This is a genomic window from Methylobacterium ajmalii (genome assembly GCF_036448855.1).
GTDB classification, from domain to species: domain Bacteria; phylum Pseudomonadota; class Alphaproteobacteria; order Rhizobiales; family Beijerinckiaceae; genus Methylobacterium; species Methylobacterium ajmalii.
The window spans coordinates 85,705-105,221 of record NZ_JAZFXT010000021.1 but is presented as its reverse complement, the minus strand read 5'-3'; the positions used below and the strand labels follow the sequence as shown (position 1 = coordinate 105,221).

General features: G+C 71.3%; 16 protein-coding genes. 1 reads left to right on the top strand and 15 read right to left on the bottom strand.

Features of this window, described 5'->3' with window-relative positions:
* Window position 1: 1 nt before the first annotated feature.
* The 9 genes from V3T34_RS08145 to V3T34_RS08105 form a co-directional block, all read right to left on the bottom strand.
* Window positions 2-469, bottom strand: coding sequence for a MarR family winged helix-turn-helix transcriptional regulator (locus tag V3T34_RS08145; RefSeq protein ID WP_305076604.1), 468 nt, complete (start codon window positions 467-469; stop codon window positions 2-4).
* Window positions 466-1,968: a 6-hydroxynicotinate reductase gene (locus V3T34_RS08140; RefSeq protein ID WP_305076603.1), complete on the bottom strand. Its 1,503-nt coding sequence runs from the start codon at window positions 1,966-1,968 to the stop codon at window positions 466-468. Before V3T34_RS08140 ends, V3T34_RS08145 begins: the two co-directional genes overlap by 4 nt.
* Complete coding sequence (locus V3T34_RS08135) at window positions 1,965-3,653, bottom strand: hydantoinase B/oxoprolinase family protein (protein WP_305076602.1); 1,689 nt, start codon at window positions 3,651-3,653, stop codon at window positions 1,965-1,967. Before V3T34_RS08135 ends, V3T34_RS08140 begins: the two co-directional genes overlap by 4 nt.
* Window positions 3,650-5,686, bottom strand: a complete 2,037-nt coding sequence (locus V3T34_RS08130; protein ID WP_060850152.1) for a hydantoinase/oxoprolinase family protein — start codon at window positions 5,684-5,686, stop codon at window positions 3,650-3,652. The genes V3T34_RS08135 and V3T34_RS08130 overlap by 4 nt, the downstream gene beginning before the upstream one ends.
* Before the next feature lie 237 nt (window positions 5,687-5,923).
* Window positions 5,924-6,637: an ABC transporter ATP-binding protein gene (locus tag V3T34_RS08125; protein ID WP_060850153.1), complete on the bottom strand. Its 714-nt coding sequence runs from the start codon at window positions 6,635-6,637 to the stop codon at window positions 5,924-5,926.
* Window positions 6,637-7,419 (bottom strand): ABC transporter ATP-binding protein, encoded by a 783-nt coding sequence (locus V3T34_RS08120; RefSeq protein WP_305076601.1) that lies wholly within the window; start codon window positions 7,417-7,419, stop codon window positions 6,637-6,639. The genes V3T34_RS08125 and V3T34_RS08120 overlap by 1 nt, the downstream gene beginning before the upstream one ends.
* On the bottom strand, window positions 7,416-9,305 hold the full coding sequence (locus V3T34_RS08115) for an ABC transporter permease (RefSeq protein ID WP_305076600.1): 1,890 nt from the start codon (window positions 9,303-9,305) through the stop codon (window positions 7,416-7,418). Before V3T34_RS08115 ends, V3T34_RS08120 begins: the two co-directional genes overlap by 4 nt.
* 40 nt (window positions 9,306-9,345) lie before the next feature.
* Window positions 9,346-10,599, bottom strand: coding sequence for an ABC transporter substrate-binding protein (locus V3T34_RS08110; protein ID WP_305076599.1), 1,254 nt, complete (start codon window positions 10,597-10,599; stop codon window positions 9,346-9,348).
* Window positions 10,600-10,760: 161 nt separating this feature from the next.
* On the bottom strand, window positions 10,761-10,898 hold the full coding sequence (locus V3T34_RS08105) for a hypothetical protein (RefSeq protein ID WP_305076598.1): 138 nt from the start codon (window positions 10,896-10,898) through the stop codon (window positions 10,761-10,763).
* Between the two features lie 165 nt (window positions 10,899-11,063).
* On the opposite strand from V3T34_RS08105, the gene V3T34_RS08100 reads away from it, so the two are divergent.
* Entirely contained in the window at window positions 11,064-11,339 is a 276-nt protein-coding gene (locus V3T34_RS08100; protein WP_091887344.1) for a hypothetical protein, read from the top strand.
* A 110-nt stretch (window positions 11,340-11,449) separates the two neighbouring features.
* Here the strand turns inward: V3T34_RS08100 and V3T34_RS08095 are convergent, their stop codons facing one another.
* The 6 genes from V3T34_RS08095 to V3T34_RS08070 all read right to left on the bottom strand — a co-directional run bounded on the left by V3T34_RS08095 (window position 11,450) and on the right by V3T34_RS08070 (window position 19,411).
* The gene (locus V3T34_RS08095) at window positions 11,450-11,992 is read right to left on the bottom strand and encodes a helix-turn-helix domain-containing protein (protein ID WP_305076597.1); all 543 of its coding nucleotides are present in this window, start codon (window positions 11,990-11,992) and stop codon (window positions 11,450-11,452) included.
* Window positions 11,938-12,579: a PAS domain-containing protein gene (locus tag V3T34_RS08090; protein ID WP_305076596.1), complete on the bottom strand. Its 642-nt coding sequence runs from the start codon at window positions 12,577-12,579 to the stop codon at window positions 11,938-11,940. Before V3T34_RS08090 ends, V3T34_RS08095 begins: the two co-directional genes overlap by 55 nt.
* 744 nt (window positions 12,580-13,323) lie before the next feature.
* Entirely contained in the window at window positions 13,324-14,319 is a 996-nt protein-coding gene (locus V3T34_RS08085) for a PAS domain-containing protein (RefSeq protein WP_305076595.1), read from the bottom strand.
* Between the two features lie 157 nt (window positions 14,320-14,476).
* Window positions 14,477-17,731 carry an ATP-binding protein gene (locus tag V3T34_RS08080; protein ID WP_305076594.1) on the bottom strand — a complete coding sequence of 1,085 codons (3,255 nt, stop codon included), beginning with the start codon at window positions 17,729-17,731 and terminating at the stop codon, window positions 14,477-14,479.
* Entirely contained in the window at window positions 17,728-18,408 is a 681-nt protein-coding gene (locus V3T34_RS08075; protein ID WP_305076593.1) for a hypothetical protein, read from the bottom strand. Before V3T34_RS08075 ends, V3T34_RS08080 begins: the two co-directional genes overlap by 4 nt.
* Before the next feature lie 16 nt (window positions 18,409-18,424).
* Entirely contained in the window at window positions 18,425-19,411 is a 987-nt protein-coding gene (locus tag V3T34_RS08070) for an endonuclease domain-containing protein (protein WP_305076592.1), read from the bottom strand.
* Window positions 19,412-19,517: the final 106 nt, after the last annotated feature.

Genomic DNA, 19,517 nt, shown 5'->3' with positions numbered 1-19,517 from the left:
TTCAGCCGAGCCGGGCGAGGAGGCGGACGAGGTCTGCGGCCTCGTCGGGGGAGAGGGGATCGAGGGTGCGGGCCGTCACCTCGCCGCCGCGGCTCTTCATCGCCTCGATCACCCCGATCCCCTCGTCGGTGAGCGCCAGCACCACCAGGCGGGCGTCGGATTCATCCGCCTTCGGCTGCACGAAGCCGCGGGCGGCGAGCCGCCGGGCGACGCCGAACATCGTCGCCGGATCGACCCCGACATGGCGCCCGACCTGGTTCTGCGAGGTCGGCCCGAGATCGTGGAGCTTGCACAGCACGGCGTACTGCACCGGCGTGACGCCGAAATCGCGCATCACGGTCTCGAAGATCGCGGAGGCGCGCTGGTGCGCCCGCCGGATCAGGTAGCCGATCTGATCCTCGACCCGGTAGGTGCGGATCGCCTCCGCGTCGATCGTCGGGGGGGCCTCGCGCCGTCGGGGGGCGGTCATGCGACCGCTCCGGCCGGCCAGGGATGATCGGGATTCCACGGATCGATCCGGGCGGCGGGTCCGACCTCGCGCAGGATGTCCGTCATCGCCACCACGTCCCCATCATGCCCCCCGAGCCTCGTATAGAGATCGCGCGGCAGGGTGAACTCGATCGGCGCGACGATCGCCGGGGTCGGCACCGAGCCGAAGGCGTTCTTCGGCAGCCGCGTCACGTCGGCCATCACCGTGATCCCGCCGCCGGGCCAGACCGTGACCGGCGCGCCGCCCATCGTCACCCGCGTCTCGCCGGCGGCGACCGAGCGGGTGAGCAGCACCGGATTCTCGGTGACCCCGGCCCGCAAGGACCCGCCGGCCCCGGCCATGAACAGGACCGTGCAGAGCGAGGGCTCGCAATTCTCGCCGATCCGGTCGACCACCTGGCGCACCGGCGCCGGCATCTCGGCCGGGACGGGCTTGAGATCGTCGTCGAGGACGACCCAGAGGGCGTGCTCGCCGGTGGTCGAGGTCATCAGGAGCCGCAGGCCCGGCCAGGCGGTGGCGGGATCGATCGCCTGGATGATGGCGAGCGGGTCGGCGATGTCGGTCCCGCCCCAGCCGATGCCGGGATTGGCGACCTGGAAGTAGCGCCCCGGCGTCGAGCGCCGGCCCTTCACCCGGATGCCGGCCGGGCGCATCCCCAGCACCTTGCCGGCCTGGTGCTCGGTCAGCACGCCGGTGATGTGATCGTCGACGACGATCACCTCGTCGGCGTGGCCGAGCCATTGCCGGGCGAAGATGCCGACCGTCGCCGAGCCGCAGCCGACCCGCATGCGCTGCTCCGGCGCGCCGTCGACGATCGGCGCGCGGCCGGCCTGGACCACGACCTCGTGGCCACCCTCGATCGTCATCGTGACGGCGTCGCCCGAGCAGAGGCGCAAGAGCGTGTCGCAGGTGACGGTGCCCTCCTTCTTCGAGCCGCCGGTGAGATGGCGCACCCCGCCGACCGAGAGCATCTGCGAGCCGTACTCGGCGGTGGTGACGTGGCCGACCTCCTCGCCGGCGACGCGGATCGCGGCGCGCTCGGGTCCGAGATGGCGGTCGGTGTCGATCTTCACCTTCACGCCGCAATAGCTGAAGATGCCCTCGGTCACGACCGTGACGGTCTCGACGCCCGCGTGCTCGCTCGCCACGATGAAGGGGGCGGGCTTGTAGTCCGGGTAGGTGGTGCCGGCGCCGATGCCGGTGACGAAGGTGCGCGAGGGATCGAGCACCCGCCCGTCCCACTCCGCCGCGCCGAACGGGACGAGCTTCTGGCCGGCTTCCGCCGCGTCGTGCAGCAGCACGACCGGATCGGTGCGGACCAGATGACCGTTTTCGTTGGCGTAGCGCGAGCAGGCGCCGGAGCGGCCGGGCCGGATCCGGCACAGGACCGGGCAGGCATCGCAGCGCACGATGCCGTCGGCCTCCGCCGCGCCGAATTTCTTGGACCTCGCTTCGGTGGAGAGGCTGTCGGCGCTCATGATCGGCTCCCCCACAGATCCCTCGCCTCGTCGTCCCGGTAGTAGCCCCGGCGCAGGTCGCGGGCGACGAGCGCGGGGTCGCGGGTGGCGGGCGCGCCGTAGCCGCCGCCGCCCGGCGTCATCACCTCGACCCGGTCGCCGGCTTTGATGGCGATGTTCTGGTCCTTGGAGAGGTGGAGCGGCGTGATCGTCTCCCCGTCGCGGTGGATGCGCACCACGTTGGGCGACCCGTCGCCACCGCCGAGCACGCCCGGCGGGCCGAACCGGCCGTGATCCATCACGAAGGAGGCCCGGGCCTCGCCGCGCAACAACTCCACCTCGTAATGGACGCCGAAGCCGCCGCGATGGGCGCCGGCTCCCCCCGACCCCTCGCGCAGGGCGAACCGGCGGAACAGGACCGGATAATACTGTTCCATCACCTCGACCGGCGCCGTCTTCGAGATGCCGATGGTCGAGCAGCCGTTCGAGAGACCGTCATGGGCGGCGTTGCCGCCATAGCCGCCGCCGGTGATCTGGTACATCACGTAGGGCGCGTTCTTGGCCGGATCGAAGCCGCCGAGCGCGAAGTTGCCCGAGGTGCCGGCGGGTGCCGCGGTCACCTTGTCGGGGATCGCCTGGACGAGGGCCAGGAACACGGCCTCCGCGATGCGCTGGCTGACTTCCGCGGCGCAGCCCGAGACGGGCCGCGGATAGCGCGCGTCGAGGAAGGTGCCCTCCGGCCGATGGATCGTCAGCGGCTCGAAGGTGCCGGCATTGATCGGCACGTCCGGGAAGACGTGCTTCACCGCGAGGTAGACAGAGGAATAGGTCGTTGCCACCACCGAGTTCATCGGGCCGCGGCAGGGCGGTGACGAGCCGGAAAAATCGAAGGTGAGGCCGTCCCCGGCCTTGGTCATCGCGAGCGCGATGCGCAGGGGCTCGTTCACCACGCCGTCGGAATCGACGAAGGCTTCCGAGGTGTAGGTCCCGTCCGGGATCTGGCGGATTTCGGCCCGCATCCGTTCGGCCGAGCGGGCGCGGATCTCCTTGATCGCCGCATCCAGGGTTTCGGGCCCGTACTTGGCGAGGAGGTCGGAGAGCCGGCTCTCGCCGATCAGCAGCGCCGCGGCCTGGGCCTTGATGTCGCCGATGCGCTGGTCGGCGACGCGGATGTTCGAGCAGATGATCGAGAAGATCTCCGGATCCATCGTGCCGCGCTTGAACAGCTTGACCGGCGGCAGGCGCAGGCCCTCCTGCTCGACCTCGGTGGCATGCGCCGAGAATCCGCCCGGCACCATGCCGCCGATATCGGGCCAGTGACCGGTGTTCTGGAGCCAGCAGAACAGCGCGCCGTCGACGAAGACCGGCTTGACGAACCGCACGTCCATCAGGTGCGTGCCGCCGAGATACGGGTCGTTGACGATGTAGATGTCGCCGGGCTCCGGCGCCCCGACCCGTCCCTCGCGGATCAGGCGGATCAATTCGCCTGTCGAGTACTGCATCGTGCCGACGAAGACCGGCAGGCCGTACTCCCCTTGCGAGATCAGCGCGCCGGTGTCGCGGTCGTAGATTCCGTCCGAGCGGTCGTCGGCCTCGGCGATGACCGGCGAGAAGGCCGAGCGCGAGAAGGCGATGTCCATCTCGTTGCAGACCTGCTGCAACCCGGCCTGGATCACCGCCAGGGTGAGGGCATCGAGCTGGGTCATACGCGAATCCTCAGGTTGCCGATGGCGTCGACCTGCGCCGTGGCGCCGGGCTCGATCACGGTCGTGGCGTCGATCTGCTGGATCACCGCCGGCCCGGCGATCTCGGCCCCGAGCGGCAGGGCCTCGCGGGTGTATATCGCCGCCTCGTGCCAGGCGCCGTCGGCATAGACCGGGCGCGTGCCGAGGCGGGCGCCGACGAGATCGGTGCGTCCCGCCTCGTCGATCAGCGCCGCGAGCGGGAACGGCTTGCGCCGTCCGATCACCGAGGTGACGAGGTTGACCACCACCGCCCGGATCTCCGGCAGCCGGACCTGGAAGCGACGGAAATACGCCGCCTCGAACAGCTCCTGGAGCGTCGCGCGGTCGATGTCCGGGGCGGGCAGGGCGACGCGGATCAGGTGGGTCTGGCCGCGGAACTGCATGTCGGCACCGTAGGTGACCGTGGTCTCCTCGATCTCCGACTGCTCCTCGGCGACCATCGCCAGGGCATCCGCCGCCTGCTCCTCCAGAACGGTGCGCAGATCCGCCATGTCGAGCCCGTCGAGGGGGCGGTTGAGGGTCCGCACCCGGTCCTGGCGCAGATCGGCGACGAGGCAGCCGAGCGCGTTGGTGAGGCCGGGGCGCGCCGGCACCAGCACCTCCGGGATGCCGAGCTCGCGGGCGAGCGCCACGGCGTGGAGCGGCCCCGCGCCGCCGAAGGCGAAGAGCACGAAGTCGCGCGGGTCGTAGCCGCGCGACAGCGACACCATGCGGATCGCGCCGGTCATGTGGACGTTGCCGAGCCGGATCACCGCCTCGGCGGCCTCCTCGACGCTCATGCCGAGGGGACCTGCGAGGTCGCGGGCGAAGGCGTCTCGGATGGCGTCGATCGAGACGCCGGCCCGCACGGCGGTGAGCCGGGCCGGATCGAGGCGGCCGAGGACCAGGTTGGCATCGGTGATGGTCGGCCGGGTGCCGCCGCGGCCGTAGCCGATCGGGCCGGGCTCGGAGCCGGCGCTCTCGGGGCCGACCTGGAGCATCCCGGCCCGGTTCACGGAGGCGATCGAGCCGCCGCCGGCTCCGACCGTGTGCACGTCGACCATCGGCAGGTGGATCGGCAGGCCGTAATCGATGGTGAGTTCACCTGAGACCTCCGGCACGCCGCCGGCGATCAGCGCCACGTCGGTCGAGGTGCCGCCCATGTCGTACGTGATGGCGTTCTTCAGCCCCGACTGGGCGAGGGTCGCGGCCGCCGCCATCACGCCCGAGGCGGGGCCCGACATCACGGTCTTGGCCGCGGCCTCGACCACCAGTCCCGCCGGCACGGTGCCGCCGTTGCCGTTCATCACCAGAAGGTCGCGGGCGAAGCCTTGCGCCCGCAACTCGTCCTGGAGGCGGCGGATGTAGCGGTCGAGGATCGGCTGCACCGCGGCGTTGACCGAGGCGGTGGTGCCGCGCTCGTATTCGCGGAACTCCGACAGGAGCGCGTGGCCGAGGGTGACGTACGGATTCGGCCAGAGCTCGCGGGCGATGGCGCCGGCGCGCAGCTCGTGCTCCGGGTTGGCATAGGCGTGCAGGAAGTGGATCACCAGGGCCTCGCAGCCCTCCGCCAGCAGATCGCGCACGGCTTGCGCCACAGCAGCCTCGTCGAGGGGCGTGCGTACCGCGCCGTCGGCCATCACGCGCTCGGGGACCTCGCGGCGCCACTCGCGCGGGATCAGCGGCTCGAAGGTGCCGAACAGCCCGTAGGGCTTGGGCCGGGTGCGGCGCCCGAGTTCGAGCACGTCGCGAAAGCCCTCGGTGGTGATAAGGCCGACCTTGGCGGTCTTGCGCTCCAGCACCGCGTTGGTGGTGGCGGTGGTGCCGTGGATCACGAGGTCGAGGTCGGCGGGCGCCACCTCGGCGGCGGCGATGGCCGCCAGCACGCCCTCGGCCTGGTTGCGGACCGTCGTCGGCACCTTGGCGAGGCGCACGCGCACGCCGGACTGGTCCGCCTCCGTCAGGAGAAGGTCGGTGAAGGTGCCGCCGACATCGATGCCTGCCACGCGTCTCACGTCACACCTCGATCATTCGCCTACGAACGGTTTCGTTGGGGGACCGGCGGGGGCCGGCGCCGTTTCGACGCTCTACGCTTTGAAGTCAGAGCGCCTCTCCTCCCCCCTGTGGGGAGGAGCTGGAGGTGGGGGTGGTGCAGAAGGCACCGCTGAGGTCCATTCGGCACCACCCCCACCCCTGGCCCCTCCCCACAAGGGGGAGGGGAAAACCCGCGCCATACTCGGGCTTCTCGCTCCTCACACCGTCAGGTACGCTTCCCTCACCGCCTCGTCCGCTTCGAGCGCCGCCATCGTCCCCTCGAAGTGGATCGCGCCCTTCTCGATCACGTAGGCCCGGTCCGAGACCGCGCCGGCAAAGCTCAGGTTCTGCTCCGAGAGCAGGACCGCGATGCCCTCGCGTTTCATGCGGAGCACCCCGTCGGCCATCTGCTCGACGATGACCGGCGCCAGGCCCTCCGACGGCTCGTCGAGCAGCACCGCGTGCGGGTTGCCCATCAGGGTGCGGGCGATGGTGAGCATCTGCTGCTCGCCGCCCGACATCGCAGCGGCGCGGCGCCCGCGCATCTCGGCGAGGTTGGGAAAGATCGAGAAGAGTCTCTCGGGGGTCCAGGCGGCGCGCCCGTCGGCCGGTACCTTGCGGCCGACCTCCAGGTTCTCCATCACCGTGAGATCGGTGAAGATGCGCCGCTCCTCCGGCACGTAGCCGAGGCCGAGGCGGGCGACCCGAAACGGTTCCCATCCGGTCACCGCCCGGCCCTCGAACCACACCGTGCCGCCGGTCGGCGGCAGCACCCCCATGATGGCCTTCAGCGTCGTCGACTTGCCGGCGCCGTTGCGGCCCATCAGGGCCACGACCTCGCCGGGACGCAGCCGCAGCGTCACGCCGAACAGCACCTGGGCCCGGCCGTAGGCCGCGGTCAGACCCGAGACGTCGAGGAGGGGCTTGTCCATCACGCCACCGCCTTCCGGCGGGCGCGCATCGCCGCCTCGGTGCCGGCCTCGCCGAGATAGACCTGCTTGACCCGCGGATTGGTCCGGATCTCCTCCGGCGTGCCGGCGGCGATGATCTCGCCGCGCACCAGGACCAGCACCCGGTCGGCATGGGCGAAGACCGCCTCCATGTCGTGCTCGGTGTAGAGGACCCCGATGCTCCGTGTCCTCGCCACCTCGGCGGTGAGCGCCATCAGGCTCGATCGCTCCCGCGGCGCCATGCCGGCGGTGGGCTCGTCCATCAGCAGGAGCTTCGGCCGCGAGGCCAGCGCCACCGCGAGTTCCACCCGCTTCACGTCGCCGTAGGCCAGTTCCGAGACCGGGCGCTCGGCGTCGGCCCGCATCCCGACCCCGGCGAGGAGCGCCAGCGCCTCGTCGCGGTAGAGGGCGCGGGCATCCCGGAACAGGCCGCGCGAGCGGCCGTGATGCGAGAGAAGCGCCATCTGGACGTTCTCGGCCACCGTCATCGACACGAAGGTCTGGGCGACCTGGAAGGTGCGCCCGACGCCGGCCTTCCAGATCGCGCGGGCCGGCAGGCCGGCGATCGAGGCGCCCTCAAGGGTGATGGAGCCCGAATCGGGCCTGAGCTGCCCGCCCACCATGTTGAAGGTGGTTGACTTGCCGGCGCCGTTCGGCCCGATGATCGCCAGCATCTCGCCGGCGTCGAGCGTGAACGATACGTCCTTGGCGGCGGCGACGCCGCCGAAGCGCTTGGTCAGGCCCGCGACGACGAGAAGCGTCATGCCGAGGCCTCCACGGTCTTGGGCGCCGTCGCGCGGCGGCCCCGCAGCGCCTCGGCGGCCCCGGCGAGCCCGCGCGGGAAGGCCAGCACGGTGGCGATGATGGCGAGGCCGAGCAGCAGGCGCCAGAACTCGGTCAGCGGCATCACCGCGTCCTTCAGCGCGTGGAAGAAGGCGGCGCCAACGAGCGGTCCCATGACGGTCTGGATGCCGCCGACCAGAACCATCACCAGGAAGTCGATCGAGAGCGGGATGCCGGTGAGCGTCGGGTCGATCGAGCCCTTCATGAAGGCGTAGAGCCCGCCCGCGAGCCCGGCCGCGGCGCCCGCCAGCGTGAAGGCGAGCCAGCGATGGGTGCGCACGTCGAGCCCGATCGCCTCGGCGCGGGTGGCCGAATCGCGCGCCGCCCGCAAGGTGTAGCCGAAGGGGGTGTAGATCACCCGGCGCAAGAGGACGATCGCGGTGAGCGACAGGGCGGCGACGAGGTAGAAGTAGGTGTTGCGGCCCGCCGCCCAGGCCGACGGCCAGACCCCGACGACGCCGTTGTCGCCCCCCGTCACCTCGACCCACTGGAAGCAGACCGCGTAGACGATCTGCCCGAAGGCCAGCGTCAGCATGGCGAGGTAGATGCCCGACAGCCGGACGATGAAGAAGCCGAACAGGGCCGCGCCGAGGCCCGCGACGAGGGGGGCGGCGACGAGGGCCAGCTCCATCGGCGCCTTGAACGGCCCGGTGACCAGCAGCCCGGCCGCGTAGGCCCCCAAGCCGAAATAGGCGGCGTGCCCGAACGAGACGAGGCCCCCGACCCCGACCAGGAATTGCAGCGAGAAGGCGGCCAGCGCGAAGACCAGGATCTCGGTCGCGACCTTGACCTTGTAGGCGTCGCCGACGAGCGGCACCGCCAAGAGCGCGAGGATGGCGAGGCCGGCCAGCGCGGTTTCGCCTGGGCGGAAGCGGCGCAAGGCGGGAATCCCCTCCGGCGGCATCACCCGGCCGGACGCGGCCTCGGGCCGGCCGAACAGGCCCCAGGGCTTGACCACCAGCACCACCGCCATCAGGGCGAAGACCAGGACCAGGGTCACCTTCGGGAAGATCAGGATGCCGAAGGCCTGGAGCTGGCCTATGATCAGGGCGGCCACGAAGGCGCCCGGCACCGAGCCCATGCCGCCGATCACCGTGACCACGAAGGCATCGGTGATGACCGAGAGGTCCATGTGCGCATTGGCGGGGATGCGCGGGATCTGGAGCGCGCCGCCCAACCCCGCGAGGCTGGCGCCGAGGAACAGGGTCAGGGTGAAGAGCCGGGCCTGGTTGACGCCGAGCGCGCCGACCATCTCGCGGTCCTGGGTCGCCGCCCGGATCAGCACGCCGAACCGGGTGCGGTGCATGAGGAGCCAGAGGAGACCCAGCACCAGTGGCCCGACCGCGATCAGCACCAGCTCGTAAGCCGGGAAGCGCTGCCCCAGGATCTCGACGCCGTGGCGCAGCGAGGGCGCGCGGGGACCGGCGATGTCGACCGGGCCCCAGACCTTGAGCACCAGATCCTCGACGATCAGCACGACACCGAAGGTGGCGAGCAGCTGGAAGAGTTCCGGCACCCGGTAGATGCGGCGCAGCAGCAGCACCTCGACCGCGACGCCGATCAGCCCGACGAGGAGGGCCGAGAGCAGCACCCCGAGGAAGAAGGTGGCCGGCGAGTACGACAGGTCGAGGAGCCGCGGCACGATCGTGACCGCGATGTAGGCCCCCAGCATGTAGAACGAGCCGTGGGCGAAGTTCACGATCCGGGTGACGCCGAAGACGATCGTCAGCCCGGAGGCGATCACGAACAGCGACGAGGCGCTGGCGAGACCGGAGAGGGCCTGGAGGACGAGGAAGGACGGGTCCATGGGGCCTCCGCGCCGGCGCCGGGGATAGAGCTCTCGGGGGTCAGGCCTTGCGGGCCGCCTTCACCTCGGCCTCTGGGAACATGTAGTTCGCCCCGTCGGCGTAGCGCACGTTCTTCATGGTGCCCAGGCGGCCGTTGAGCGCCGTCTCGCCGATCCAGGCGCCCAAGGTCGACTGGTGGTCGAGCGCCCGCATCGTCACCGGGCCGGCGATGGTCTGGGAGGTCAGGCCCTCGAGCGCCGTGATCATCGCCTCCGTCTCGGTCGACCCGGCCTTTTCCAGCATGTCGCGGATCATGCCGACGACGACGTAGCCGAGGAGCGAGCCCAGCCGCGGCGTGTCGTTGAACCGGGCCCGGTAGGCGGCGACGAACTCCTTGTGGCCGTTGCCCTCGATCGTCTCCCACGGGTAGCCGGTGGTGACCCAGCCCTCCGGCGTCTCGTCGCCGAGCGGGATCATGTATTCCGGCTCGCCGGTGAGCAGGCTCGCCACCGTGCGCTTCTCGAACAGCCCGCGGGTGTTGCCCTCGCGCACGAAGGCGGTGAGGTCGGCGCCGAACAGCACGTTGAACAGCCCGTCGGCCTTCATCTGCGACAGGGCGCCGACGGTGGCGCCGGCATCGACCTTGCCGAGAGCCGGGAACTGCTCGCCCACCACCTCGAAGCCCGGCACCGCTGCGGCCATCAGCTTCTTGAAGTTGGCGGCGGCGGACTGGCCGTACTCGTAGTTCGGTGCCACGATCGCCCAGCGCTTGACGCCGCGGTCCTTCACGGCATCCACCAGCATGCGGGTCTGCATGTAGGTGTTGGGCCGCACCCGGAAGGTATAGCGGTTGCCGCTGCCCATGGTGAGGGCGTCGGTCAGCGGCTCGGTGGCGAGGAACAGCGCCTTGCGCTGGTTGGCGAAATCCGCCACCGCGAGGCCGACGTTCGACAGGAAGGTGCCGCACAGGAAAGCGACGTTCTCGCGGGTCAGAAGCTCCTCGGCGACCCGGGTCGCGTCGCCCGGGGTCGAGCCGTCGTCGCGAAACACGATCTCGATCGGCCGGCCGCCGAGCGCCTTGATGCCGCCGGCCTTGTTGACGGCGTCCTGCGCGAGCTGCATGGCGTTGCGGTAGGGCACCGCGAAGGCCGCCATGCGGCCGTAGGAGTTCAGCTCGCCGATGCGGATCGGCCCGGAGGCTTGTTGCCCTTGCGCGACCGCCCGCGAGGCCGCGAGACCGAGCGGCGCCGCGGCGAGCCCGCCGAGCAGCGTGCGGCGGGACAGGGGACGGAACGTCTCGTCGCGGGTCGACATCGGTGCGAACCTCCGGCGGATCCCGCCGCGACTTCACGCGAGCGGGATGCAAACTCGTTCGTAGGCGAACGATACTGTGCCTGAGCCTGGAGGCAAGAGCGAAATCTGCGGAAAATCAGGGCGGCATCTGCCCTCGGGCCGGGCAGGCCGAGGGCGCCGTGTCAGAAGCCGGCCTCGCGGGCGAGGCAGGCGTCGAGCGCGCGTTCGCGCTCGGCCTCGATCATCGCGGCGATCCAGGCCGCCTGCTCGATGCGGGCGGTCTCCACCGTATCCTCGTCGCGCTCGTGGCTCGGCTGCATCCTGTCCTCCTCTGTCGGTCGGTGCCGGGGCGATCGTCCCGTGATTAGAACAAAATAGGAACAAACGCCGGGATCGGCAAGCCGACGAAACGGTGGAAAACGGGGGACCTTGGCCGGTGGTCCGCGCGTTGCCGCCTCACGATACCTCGGAAAAGGACAATCCCCATGCGGACCGCCCTCATCGCCCTCGCCACGACCCTCGCCCTCACCGGCGCCGCGCTCGCCCAGACCGGTGCTCCCGGCTCGGCGGAGAACAACCTGAACAACCCGGCCAGCGTGAAGAGCAACGCCGAGAAGGGCATGCCCGAGCGCGACCTGACCACTGGGACCGTCGCGCCGACGGCGCCCGGCACGATGGCCCCCGCCGCCCGCGCCGACGACCTGCCGAGCCACAGCGGCGGCAACGCCGCGGCGACGAGCCCGGCCAACCGCGCCCGCTGAGCGTCGATCCGACGTCCGGGCCGGCCTCCTCGCGGGGCCGGCCCGTTCGCCTTGCAATCGCACTGTCCTTACATCCGCGACGACCGAAGCCGGCAGCTGCTGGCCCCCGCTTAAGCCTTGGTCACCGCGATCTGGCCGCCATCCATCATCATGAACCGGATCCCGGCGGCCCGCAGGGCGGCGATCGCCTTGACGCGGGAGCGCGCACCCCGGATCTCGGACCCGTCCTCGAGACGCTTCACCGTCGAGAGCGACACGCCGCTGGCGGCGGCGAGCTGCGCCATCGACCAGTCGAGCAGGCCGCGGGCCGCCCGCAGGTGGGAGGCCTCCACCCCGTCCTCCAGGCCGCGGCGGATCGCGCCGTCCAACGGAGGGGCGGTGCCGGACGAGGGCGCGCCCGAGTCGTGGATCGGGTATTTCATTCCGGCCCGGCCGAGATAGCGCCCGGCCGGATCCCAGAGCGGGACCCCGATGATCCGGAAGCGCCGGACCTCGCCATCGGCGAGGCGCTCGCGGGCCGTTTCCTGAAACCGGGCCACGTGCGAGCGGACCGCCATCGCCGCGTCGCGGAATGCCGGCCGCTCCCACGGCACGACCATCAGGAACGGGTCGCTCCTGATGGCGGCGAGGTCCAATCCGTGGGCCGTCGCCATCTCGGGCGGGAAATCGTAGGTAGGTTCGGCTCCACCGTGTAGGTGATCGCGTGGGTGGCTTGGTAGAGCGCTCGCCGCCGCAGCTGCTCCCGTTGCAGCATCAGGCTCAGCCGCGCCCGATCGGTAACATCGAGGGCGATCCCGCTCAGGCCGGTCGGGCGCCCGTCCGGCGCGAACCTGAGCTCGGATCGGACCGAGAGATTGCGCAGCTCCCCGCTCGGCCGGATCACCCGGAGGAGGGCGCAGGGCAGGACATGGCCGGCCAGCACGTCGGCCGGACTGGCGATCCGCCGCCGATCCGCCGGGCACACGAGGTCGACGAAGAGGGCGTAGCTCGGCGCGACGGAATGCACCGGCAGGCCGAGGAGCCGCACGAAGCCCGGCGACCAGCGCTGCTCGCCCGATGCGAACGACCAGTGCCACGTCCCCACCAGGCCGGTATCCTCGATGGCCTTCAGGAAGGCGTCCGACCGGACCTTCAGGTCGTCGGCATGCATGGAGCAGTCTCGCATCCAACTGTCTTGAATCACGCGCTTCCCGGCCGCTCGCTCGGCGCTTGCCGCGCAGTCGCTGCGCGATACCGACATCGGCTTCGCCCAGTCGCCGCGGAGGCAGGCCCGGTCACCTCCTCGGCCCGCCGCACCTGGGCTGTCCCAGCCGCCTTTGCAACGATGTCTCATCTTGAGCGGTGCCGTTGATGCACGTTTCCGGGTGCCGTTGCGTTTCTACATCATTTCTCTACGGCATTCACGTTACAACTCATGAGGGTAATATCCCGGACGATCCCCCATTGGTCGCCGCGACGGCGGCATTTTCCGAAAGTCAGCACAAGTTTTTGAATGTAGATTTATTTCTCCTATTATATTTGTCGATTTCAAAAAAAATACCTCACATCTAATTTAATATGCTCAAATATTTATCAAAATATATTATTTTTATGTTTCGTATAAACAATTGATAATAAAATGATTGCTATGCCGTCGCGTGTCCTCCCGAGGCAACTGGCTCGGATATCTAACCCCCGCCCTCGGTAGATCATGTGAGATAATATTAATTTATTTCCAGTTTAGATTGTAAATTTTCTCAATTTATGCGCTGGCTGACAATGCACGGCCTTGCAACTACCTTCCTGACACAGCATCCATCAAAGCCTCTTTGAGTAAATTTTTTTCTACGAGACGATTTATTTTCGTGAAATTATCCTACCATATTTCCTAATTATTCGATATCAGTCGATTTTTTATCGAAAAATTACTCAATAAGAGGTATGACAGTAGGACGTCTCAATGTCGATATCGATATTCGACAGCCATCATTAATCAGAAAGAATCTCAGATCTTCGCCACCGCGATGGCGCCGTCGTCCATCGCGATGAACCGGATGCCGGCCCGGCGCAGGGCGGCCACCGCCTTGTGGCGGGAGCGCGAGCCCTCGCCCTCCGCGTTGTCCTCCAGGCGCCGCACCGACGAGAGCGACAGGCCCGCGGCCTCGGCCAGGGTCGTCATCGACCAGTCGAGCAGGCCGCGGGCGGCCCGCAGGTGACGGCCGCGCACCGCCTGTTCGAGGCTGCGCCGCATCTCCGCATCCCCGGGGGCGAGGGCGCCGTGCACCGGCGCGCCGGATTCGTGCACCGGGTACTTCATGCCGATCCAGCCGAGGGCGTCGCCGGCCGCGTTCCAGGCGGGCACTCCGACGAGGCGGAACCGCCACACCTCGCCGTTGGCGAGGCGCTCGTGCGCGATCGCCTGGAAATGCAGGTGGCGGTCGTGCCTCTCCCAGCCGCGGTCGCGCAATGCGGTCCGCTCCTCCGGCACGACCATCAGGAACGGGTCGACCTGGATCTCCTCCAGGGCCAGGCCGTGCACCTGCGCCACCTCGTCGGGGAAGCGGTGCACGAGGTCGTGGCCGAGGGTGTAGGTCGTCGTGTAGGAGGTGAGGTAGAGGGCCCGGCGCCGGCGCTGCTCGGCCTCCTGCAGCTGCCGGAGCCGCTCGCGGTCGGTGACGTCGAGGGCGACGCCGCCGAGGGAGAGCGGCCGTCCTTCCGGCGAGACGCGCAGCTCCGACAGGACCGACAGGATGCGCAGATCCCCGCTCGGCCGGATCAGCCGGACGATCGCCTCCGGCACGACCTCGCCCCGGCGGATCCGGGCCGGGCTCGCCAGGCGCGCCCGGTCGTCCGGATGCAGGAGGTCGAGGAAGAGGTCGTAGCGGGCGACCGCGAATGCCGGATCCAGTCCCAGGAGACGGAAGAAACCGGGCGACCAGCGCTGTTCGTCCGCGGCGAGCGACCAGTGCCAGCGCCCCGCGACCCCGTATTCCTCGATCATGCGCAAGAACACGTCCGAGCACGACGTGAGGTCGCCAGCATCCATGCGCGTCGGCCAGCCCGCAATCACTACCGCCCGGGATGCGAAAACCCCACGACATAGGGTCGAGGGCGCCGGTTCGTGTCAAGGGCGGCCGCGCCCGGCCGGCATGCGGCCGTCACGTCCGGGGCGGGCGCGACGCCGACGCGGCCGATCGGCGGGCGCGGTCGATCACCTGCTCGGGGGTCGGCGGGTTGGCGGGGTGATGGCTGAGGCAGAGCGGCGTGCGCAGCTTCGCGGGCTTCCCCGAGCCCTCGGTGGCGAAGTAGAACTCGCCCGCCCCGAGCCGGCCGATATCGGGGGCCGCCCCGCCGCTCGCCGCCATGATCTCCTGGGCTGCCGCGATGGTGGCCGGCGCGCTCTGGCGGCCGAAGAACTGGGTGGTGCAGTTCGACACGACCTGGTTGTGGATGCCCTTGGGCACCTGCGTCGCCACAATCATCCCGAGCCCGTACTTGCGGCCCTGCGCCACGAGCTTGATGCCGCTGCCGAGGCTCGGCGGCGTCCGGCCCGAGGGAAGGAAGGTCTGCGCCTCGTCCAGCACGTAGAGCCGGCCCCGGGGCGAGGGGTTGGCCTTGATCCATCCGAACAGCGCCATCTGCAGCCGGTTGACGAAATCCTCCCGGGCGGCCTCCGAGGCGAGGCCCGACAGGTTGACGATCGAGATCCGGGTGCGGGCCGGATCGGGGCCGTGGAACAGCCGCGCGGGATCGAGCACCGCCCCCTCGACCCGCAGCAGCGGGTTCGTGGCCACCGCCGCCAGCAGCTGGTTCGCCATGTCGGCGGCGAGCCTTGGGGCGTTGCCGATCTGGCTGGTGCCGTCGGGCAGGTCGGCCAGCAGGTCGGTGAAGGCCGCGAGCGTGCCGCCGCCCCGGGCCGCGAAGCCCCGGAGCGCGTCGGCCAGTACCCCGCGCTGGAGTGTCTTTCCCGCGCCCGCGAGCGGTCCGAGGGTCTCGGCCGCCATCTCGACCGCCTGGGCGCGCTCGTCGCGGTCCTCGCTCGCGGCGAGGTCGGGCATCACCGAGAGGAAGAGCGGGTTGCCGGCATGCACGCCCGGCGTCCACACCACCACCTCGGCCCGCGCGGCGTAGAGCGCGGCCTTGCGGTCGTCCTCGGGACCGAACCGGTCGGGCCGCTCCGGCCAGGAATCGCCGAGGCGCGACAGGTCGTTGTTGGGATCGACGACGATCGCCGGGATGCCGGCGAGCGCCGCCTCCTCGACGAGGCGGCGCAGCAGCACGGTCTTGCCGGAGCCGGAACCGGCGATGATCGCGATGTGGCGCGGCAGGAGCCGCAGCGGCAGGGCGACGGGCGGCGCGTCGGGGGTGAGGCGGTGGCCGACCGGGATGGCATCGGTCGGGGCGGCATCGCGCGGGGCACCATCGGGCACCGGGGCCACGCCCGGCGCGGGGTCGGGCGCCCGGCGCGGCGGCGCGACCGGATCCGGCGCCCGGACGGGATCCGCCGCCGGAGGCGTGACGGCGGCCTCCTCCGCTGGGTCGGGGTCGCGCCGCGGCCGCCGGGGCGGCAGCGGGGGCGGGGGCGCGCGGCCGGTGCGGGGCGCCGGCGCGGGCTCCCGGGGAACGCCTGCGTTGCCCGCCAGGCCGATCGCCCGGAAGAACCCGGTGGCGCGCACCGGCAGGGTCTCGCGCATCCAGCCGGCGAAGCGGTCGATCTCGCCGTCGCGCACCGCCCGGTCGCGCAGGGTGCGCAGGGCGACGAAGGTGCGCAGGTCGTCGTCGGTCGGGTCGATCAGCCGGCCCCCGGCCGCGAGGAACCGGTCGACCAGAGCGTTGGTCTTGGCGCCGGGCGGCACCGGACCGCGGCGCACCAGCACTAGGTCCCGGCCCGGGATCCTGGTCGAGATGCCCGAGGCGGTCAGCGCCGCCCGCAGCCGGGCCTGGAAGGCGATCGGATGGGTCTGCAGCAGGGCGCGGTAGCAGACGTGCCGCTCGCGGTCGTTCTCGTCGCGGTGCAGGAAGGTCAGCCGGCCGTGCAGCGGCGGCAGCCTCTGCTCGGGCTCGCCCTTGCTGACCACGTCGATCGCGTCGTGGGGATCGTCCTCCAGGGCGTAGAGGTCGAAGGCGGCGCGCAGCAGCTCGCCGAGGCCGGCCTCCTCGTCGTCGAGGATGCCCGAGAGGTCGGCCGCGCGCCGGGCGGCGTCGAGCTCGAAGGGCGGGGCGGCGGGCTCGTGCCGTTCGGGCGCCTGGCCCGTGAGGTCGCGGCAGGGGACCACCGCCCCTTCCGCCAGGCAGGCGCGCCGGAAGGCGTCGCAGCGCATCAGCAGGGTCCGGGGCCGTATCGCGCTCGCGGCGGCCCGCGCGATCGCCGCCTCCTCGAACGGCCAGGTCGGGGCGGGCGGGACGAAGCCGGCCTCGGCATAGGCCGGGGCGAGACGGCCGCGGATCAGCGCCGCCGCGGCGTCCGGCCGGTTCAGGCCCTCGAGCATCACCGGCGGATCGAACCGGTCGAAGGCGGATTTGAGCCCCCGCGCCTCGAGCCGCTGCCAGGATTCGGGAAGGCAGGCGACCAGCGTCATGCCGTGCCCGCCGCCCTCGTGCAGCTCCATCAGGCCGGCGGCCAGCATCTCGGCGAGGCCCGGACCGGGCTCGAAATCGTCCTGCGCGGCGAGCCGGCTCGCATCGACCACGCCGTCGATCTGGTCGACGGCGACGAGGGTCGGCCCGCTGAGACCCATGATCCAGGCCATCCCGCGCACGAGCTCGATCGGCGAGGGCGGCGGCGTGGTGAAGCCCAGCGCGGTGCGGGCGGCCGGGTCGGCCTCGTAGCCCTGCAGCCAGGCATGGGCGAGGCCGACCGCCGCGAGGTCCTGGGCCCGCAGCAGGCAGAGGGCCCGAAACACGTCCTGGTGCTTGAGCGCCCGCCCGGTATCGACGTGCATCAGGGCGCGCACCAGGAGGTCGACGATCCGGCGGGCGTCGATGTTGGGGGTGTTGAACGCCTGCTCGACCTGCGCCTCGACCCGGAACCGGCGGGCGATGCCGGCCAGCACCGCGTCGGACTGGCGCCGCCCGTCGGGCATCGGCTGCATCAGGGCGGTGAGGTAGCTCAGCGCCGCACTGCGCCAGAAATCCGTCAGGCCGAGCACGTCGAGGAGCACGAACCAGCCGCCCGAGGCCCAGACCGCGCGGCGGATCTGCCCGACGAGGTGCGTCTTGCCGATGCCGGCCTCGCCGACGAGCACCCGGCCGCGCGGGCGCGGCCCCGCCCCTTGCGCGTGCAGGTCGGCGACGAGGCCCGGCACCAGGGCCTCGTTGGGCGCGCCGGTCGGCTCGGCGTCGAGCCAGACGCTGTCGAGGGTGCGGACCCAGTCGAAGTTGACGCGGCGCAGGGCGTCGAGGGCGTCGCTCATGCCTGGATCCAGATCTCGTGGAAGGGCTCGCCGGCCGGTGCGAAGGCCGCCGCGCGCTCGGCGGCGTCGAGGGCCTTCGGATCGCCGATCCGGGTGAGCCGGATCGCCGGATCGCCCGACAGGATCGCCGCCAGCCCGGCATCGAGGGTCGCGCGGTCGAGATCGGCGAGCGCCGCCCGCAGGGCGCTGAGGCGGACGGCGGTGGCCTTCCGGCCCCCGGTGCAGGCGAGGTAGGCCCGTTCGATCCGGGTGCGGACCTCGCCCGGGTCGGGCACGCGCGCGGCACCGGATGCCGGCCGTGTCTTGGACCGTGTCTCGGGCCGCGCCTTGCGGACTTTCGGCGCCGGCGGCGCCCGCTCGGGGGCGGGGCCGACGAACTCGGCCAGCGTCGCCCCCGTCGTCGCGAGGTGGTGGTGGAGCCGCGTCAGCCAGTCCTGCAGCACCCGCATGGTCGGCGGCAGGGGGTCACGCAGGTGCCCGCCGGCCCAGTTCCAGCCCTTGTCGGTCACGGTCAGGCGCGAGGAGCGGCCCTCTCTCTCGACCGCCAGGAAGCCGGACCGCTGCAGCGCGTCGCGCTCGGCCTTCTTCGGGGCGATCTCGCTGTTGAGCGCGGTGCCCTGCCGGCCGAGCAGGCGCCAGAGGATCATCGCCTGGGCGGGGGTCGGAGTCTCGCTCATCGCGTCGGTGTCCGGGTCATCGGGGGGCCTCTCCTGGTCCGGAGCCGGTGCGCCGCAGCCGCACGACGGCGCGGATCTTTTCGATCGCCCGCTGCAGGTCGTCGGTCACCTGCGCGTTGGTCAGGCGCAGCACGAGGTAGCCGGCGACCGTCAGCTCGTAGTCGCGGTGGCGGTCCTCGCCGAACTTGGGCTCGGCCTGATGCTCGGGCCCGTCGAGCTCGACGACGATCCGGTGCGTGCGGCACAGGAAGTCGACCCGGGGATGGCGACCGTCTCCCGCCACCCGGACGGTCTCGTTGCCGGAGAACAGGCCGGCGAGGTCCGGATCGGCCGCGAGCGCCGCCTCGACCCGCCGCTCGACCGCACTCGCCGGGTGGGCGCGCGAGCGCGCGGGAATGAAGCGGGAGGCGGCCGGGGTGGCCGGATGGCAGACCGTGCAGGCGCCGTAGAGGATGCGGTCGTAGGGCGGCGTGTCGGGCGGCACGACCGGCAGGGCGGCGATGCAGGCGGCGCCGTGCCCGGCGCACCATTCCAGCGCCTCGATCACCGGCGCCGCCCGCGCGGCCGAGGCCGGATCGACCTCCGCCACCAGGATCACGCTGCCGGGATCGACCGCCCGCAGCAGCTGGCCGAATTCGAGCGCCCGCGCCGCCCGCCGGAACCGGGGCGGGCGCCCAGAGGCCACGAGCGCAGCGGCCGCCTTGAGCCACGGGCCCGAGACCTCCGGCGCCGAGCCGTCCGGCCAGTCCGGCCAGCGGGCGAGGGCGAGATCCGCGAGGTCGTCGAGCACGCCGTCGACCACGGCCGTCGCACTCCGGGGCTCCCCGGCGGCGACGAGCAGCGCCCCACGACCGATGCCCGCTCCCGCCAGCACCTGCCCGACGCCGTCGCGGGTGAGGCCGAGGACGGCGAGCCGCGCGCCGTCCGCGAGCCCCGCCACGCGCCCGGCGAGTTCGACCGGCGTCAGGAGCGGCGAACCGGTCGTCTCTCGGGACCTGTGCAAGGCCAAGCCGGCACCCCTGGACCGGCCGACGACGCCCCTCGCGTCGTCCGGCTGTCCCGGGGCGATATCCAGCACAGGTTGCCGTGCCTTGCCAAGGGGTTGTGGC

Bases quoted from the DNA above. Each gene is read 5' to 3' on its own strand.
- V3T34_RS08100 (WP_091887344.1), top strand. From the start codon at position 11,064: ATGCGGACCGCCCTCATCGCCCTCGCCACGACCCTCGCCCTCACCGGC.
- V3T34_RS08125 (WP_060850153.1), bottom strand. From the start codon at position 6,637: ATGGACAAGCCCCTCCTCGACGTCTCGGGTCTGACCGCGGCCTACGGC.
- V3T34_RS08095 (WP_305076597.1), bottom strand. From the start codon at position 11,992: ATGGCGACGGCCCACGGATTGGACCTCGCCGCCATCAGGAGCGACCCG.
- V3T34_RS08105 (WP_305076598.1), bottom strand. From the start codon at position 10,898: ATGCAGCCGAGCCACGAGCGCGACGAGGATACGGTGGAGACCGCCCGC.
- V3T34_RS08140 (WP_305076603.1), bottom strand. From the start codon at position 1,968: ATGAGCGCCGACAGCCTCTCCACCGAAGCGAGGTCCAAGAAATTCGGC.
- V3T34_RS08090 (WP_305076596.1), bottom strand. From the start codon at position 12,579: ATGTCGGTATCGCGCAGCGACTGCGCGGCAAGCGCCGAGCGAGCGGCC.
- V3T34_RS08075 (WP_305076593.1), bottom strand. From the start codon at position 18,408: ATGAGCGAGACTCCGACCCCCGCCCAGGCGATGATCCTCTGGCGCCTG.
- V3T34_RS08110 (WP_305076599.1), bottom strand. From the start codon at position 10,599: ATGTCGACCCGCGACGAGACGTTCCGTCCCCTGTCCCGCCGCACGCTG.
- V3T34_RS08080 (WP_305076594.1), bottom strand. From the start codon at position 17,731: ATGAGCGACGCCCTCGACGCCCTGCGCCGCGTCAACTTCGACTGGGTC.
- V3T34_RS08145 (WP_305076604.1), bottom strand. From the start codon at position 469: ATGACCGCCCCCCGACGGCGCGAGGCCCCCCCGACGATCGACGCGGAG.
- V3T34_RS08135 (WP_305076602.1), bottom strand. From the start codon at position 3,653: ATGACCCAGCTCGATGCCCTCACCCTGGCGGTGATCCAGGCCGGGTTG.
- V3T34_RS08115 (WP_305076600.1), bottom strand. From the start codon at position 9,305: ATGGACCCGTCCTTCCTCGTCCTCCAGGCCCTCTCCGGTCTCGCCAGC.
- V3T34_RS08120 (WP_305076601.1), bottom strand. From the start codon at position 7,419: ATGACGCTTCTCGTCGTCGCGGGCCTGACCAAGCGCTTCGGCGGCGTC.
- V3T34_RS08085 (WP_305076595.1), bottom strand. From the start codon at position 14,319: ATGATCGAGGAATACGGGGTCGCGGGGCGCTGGCACTGGTCGCTCGCC.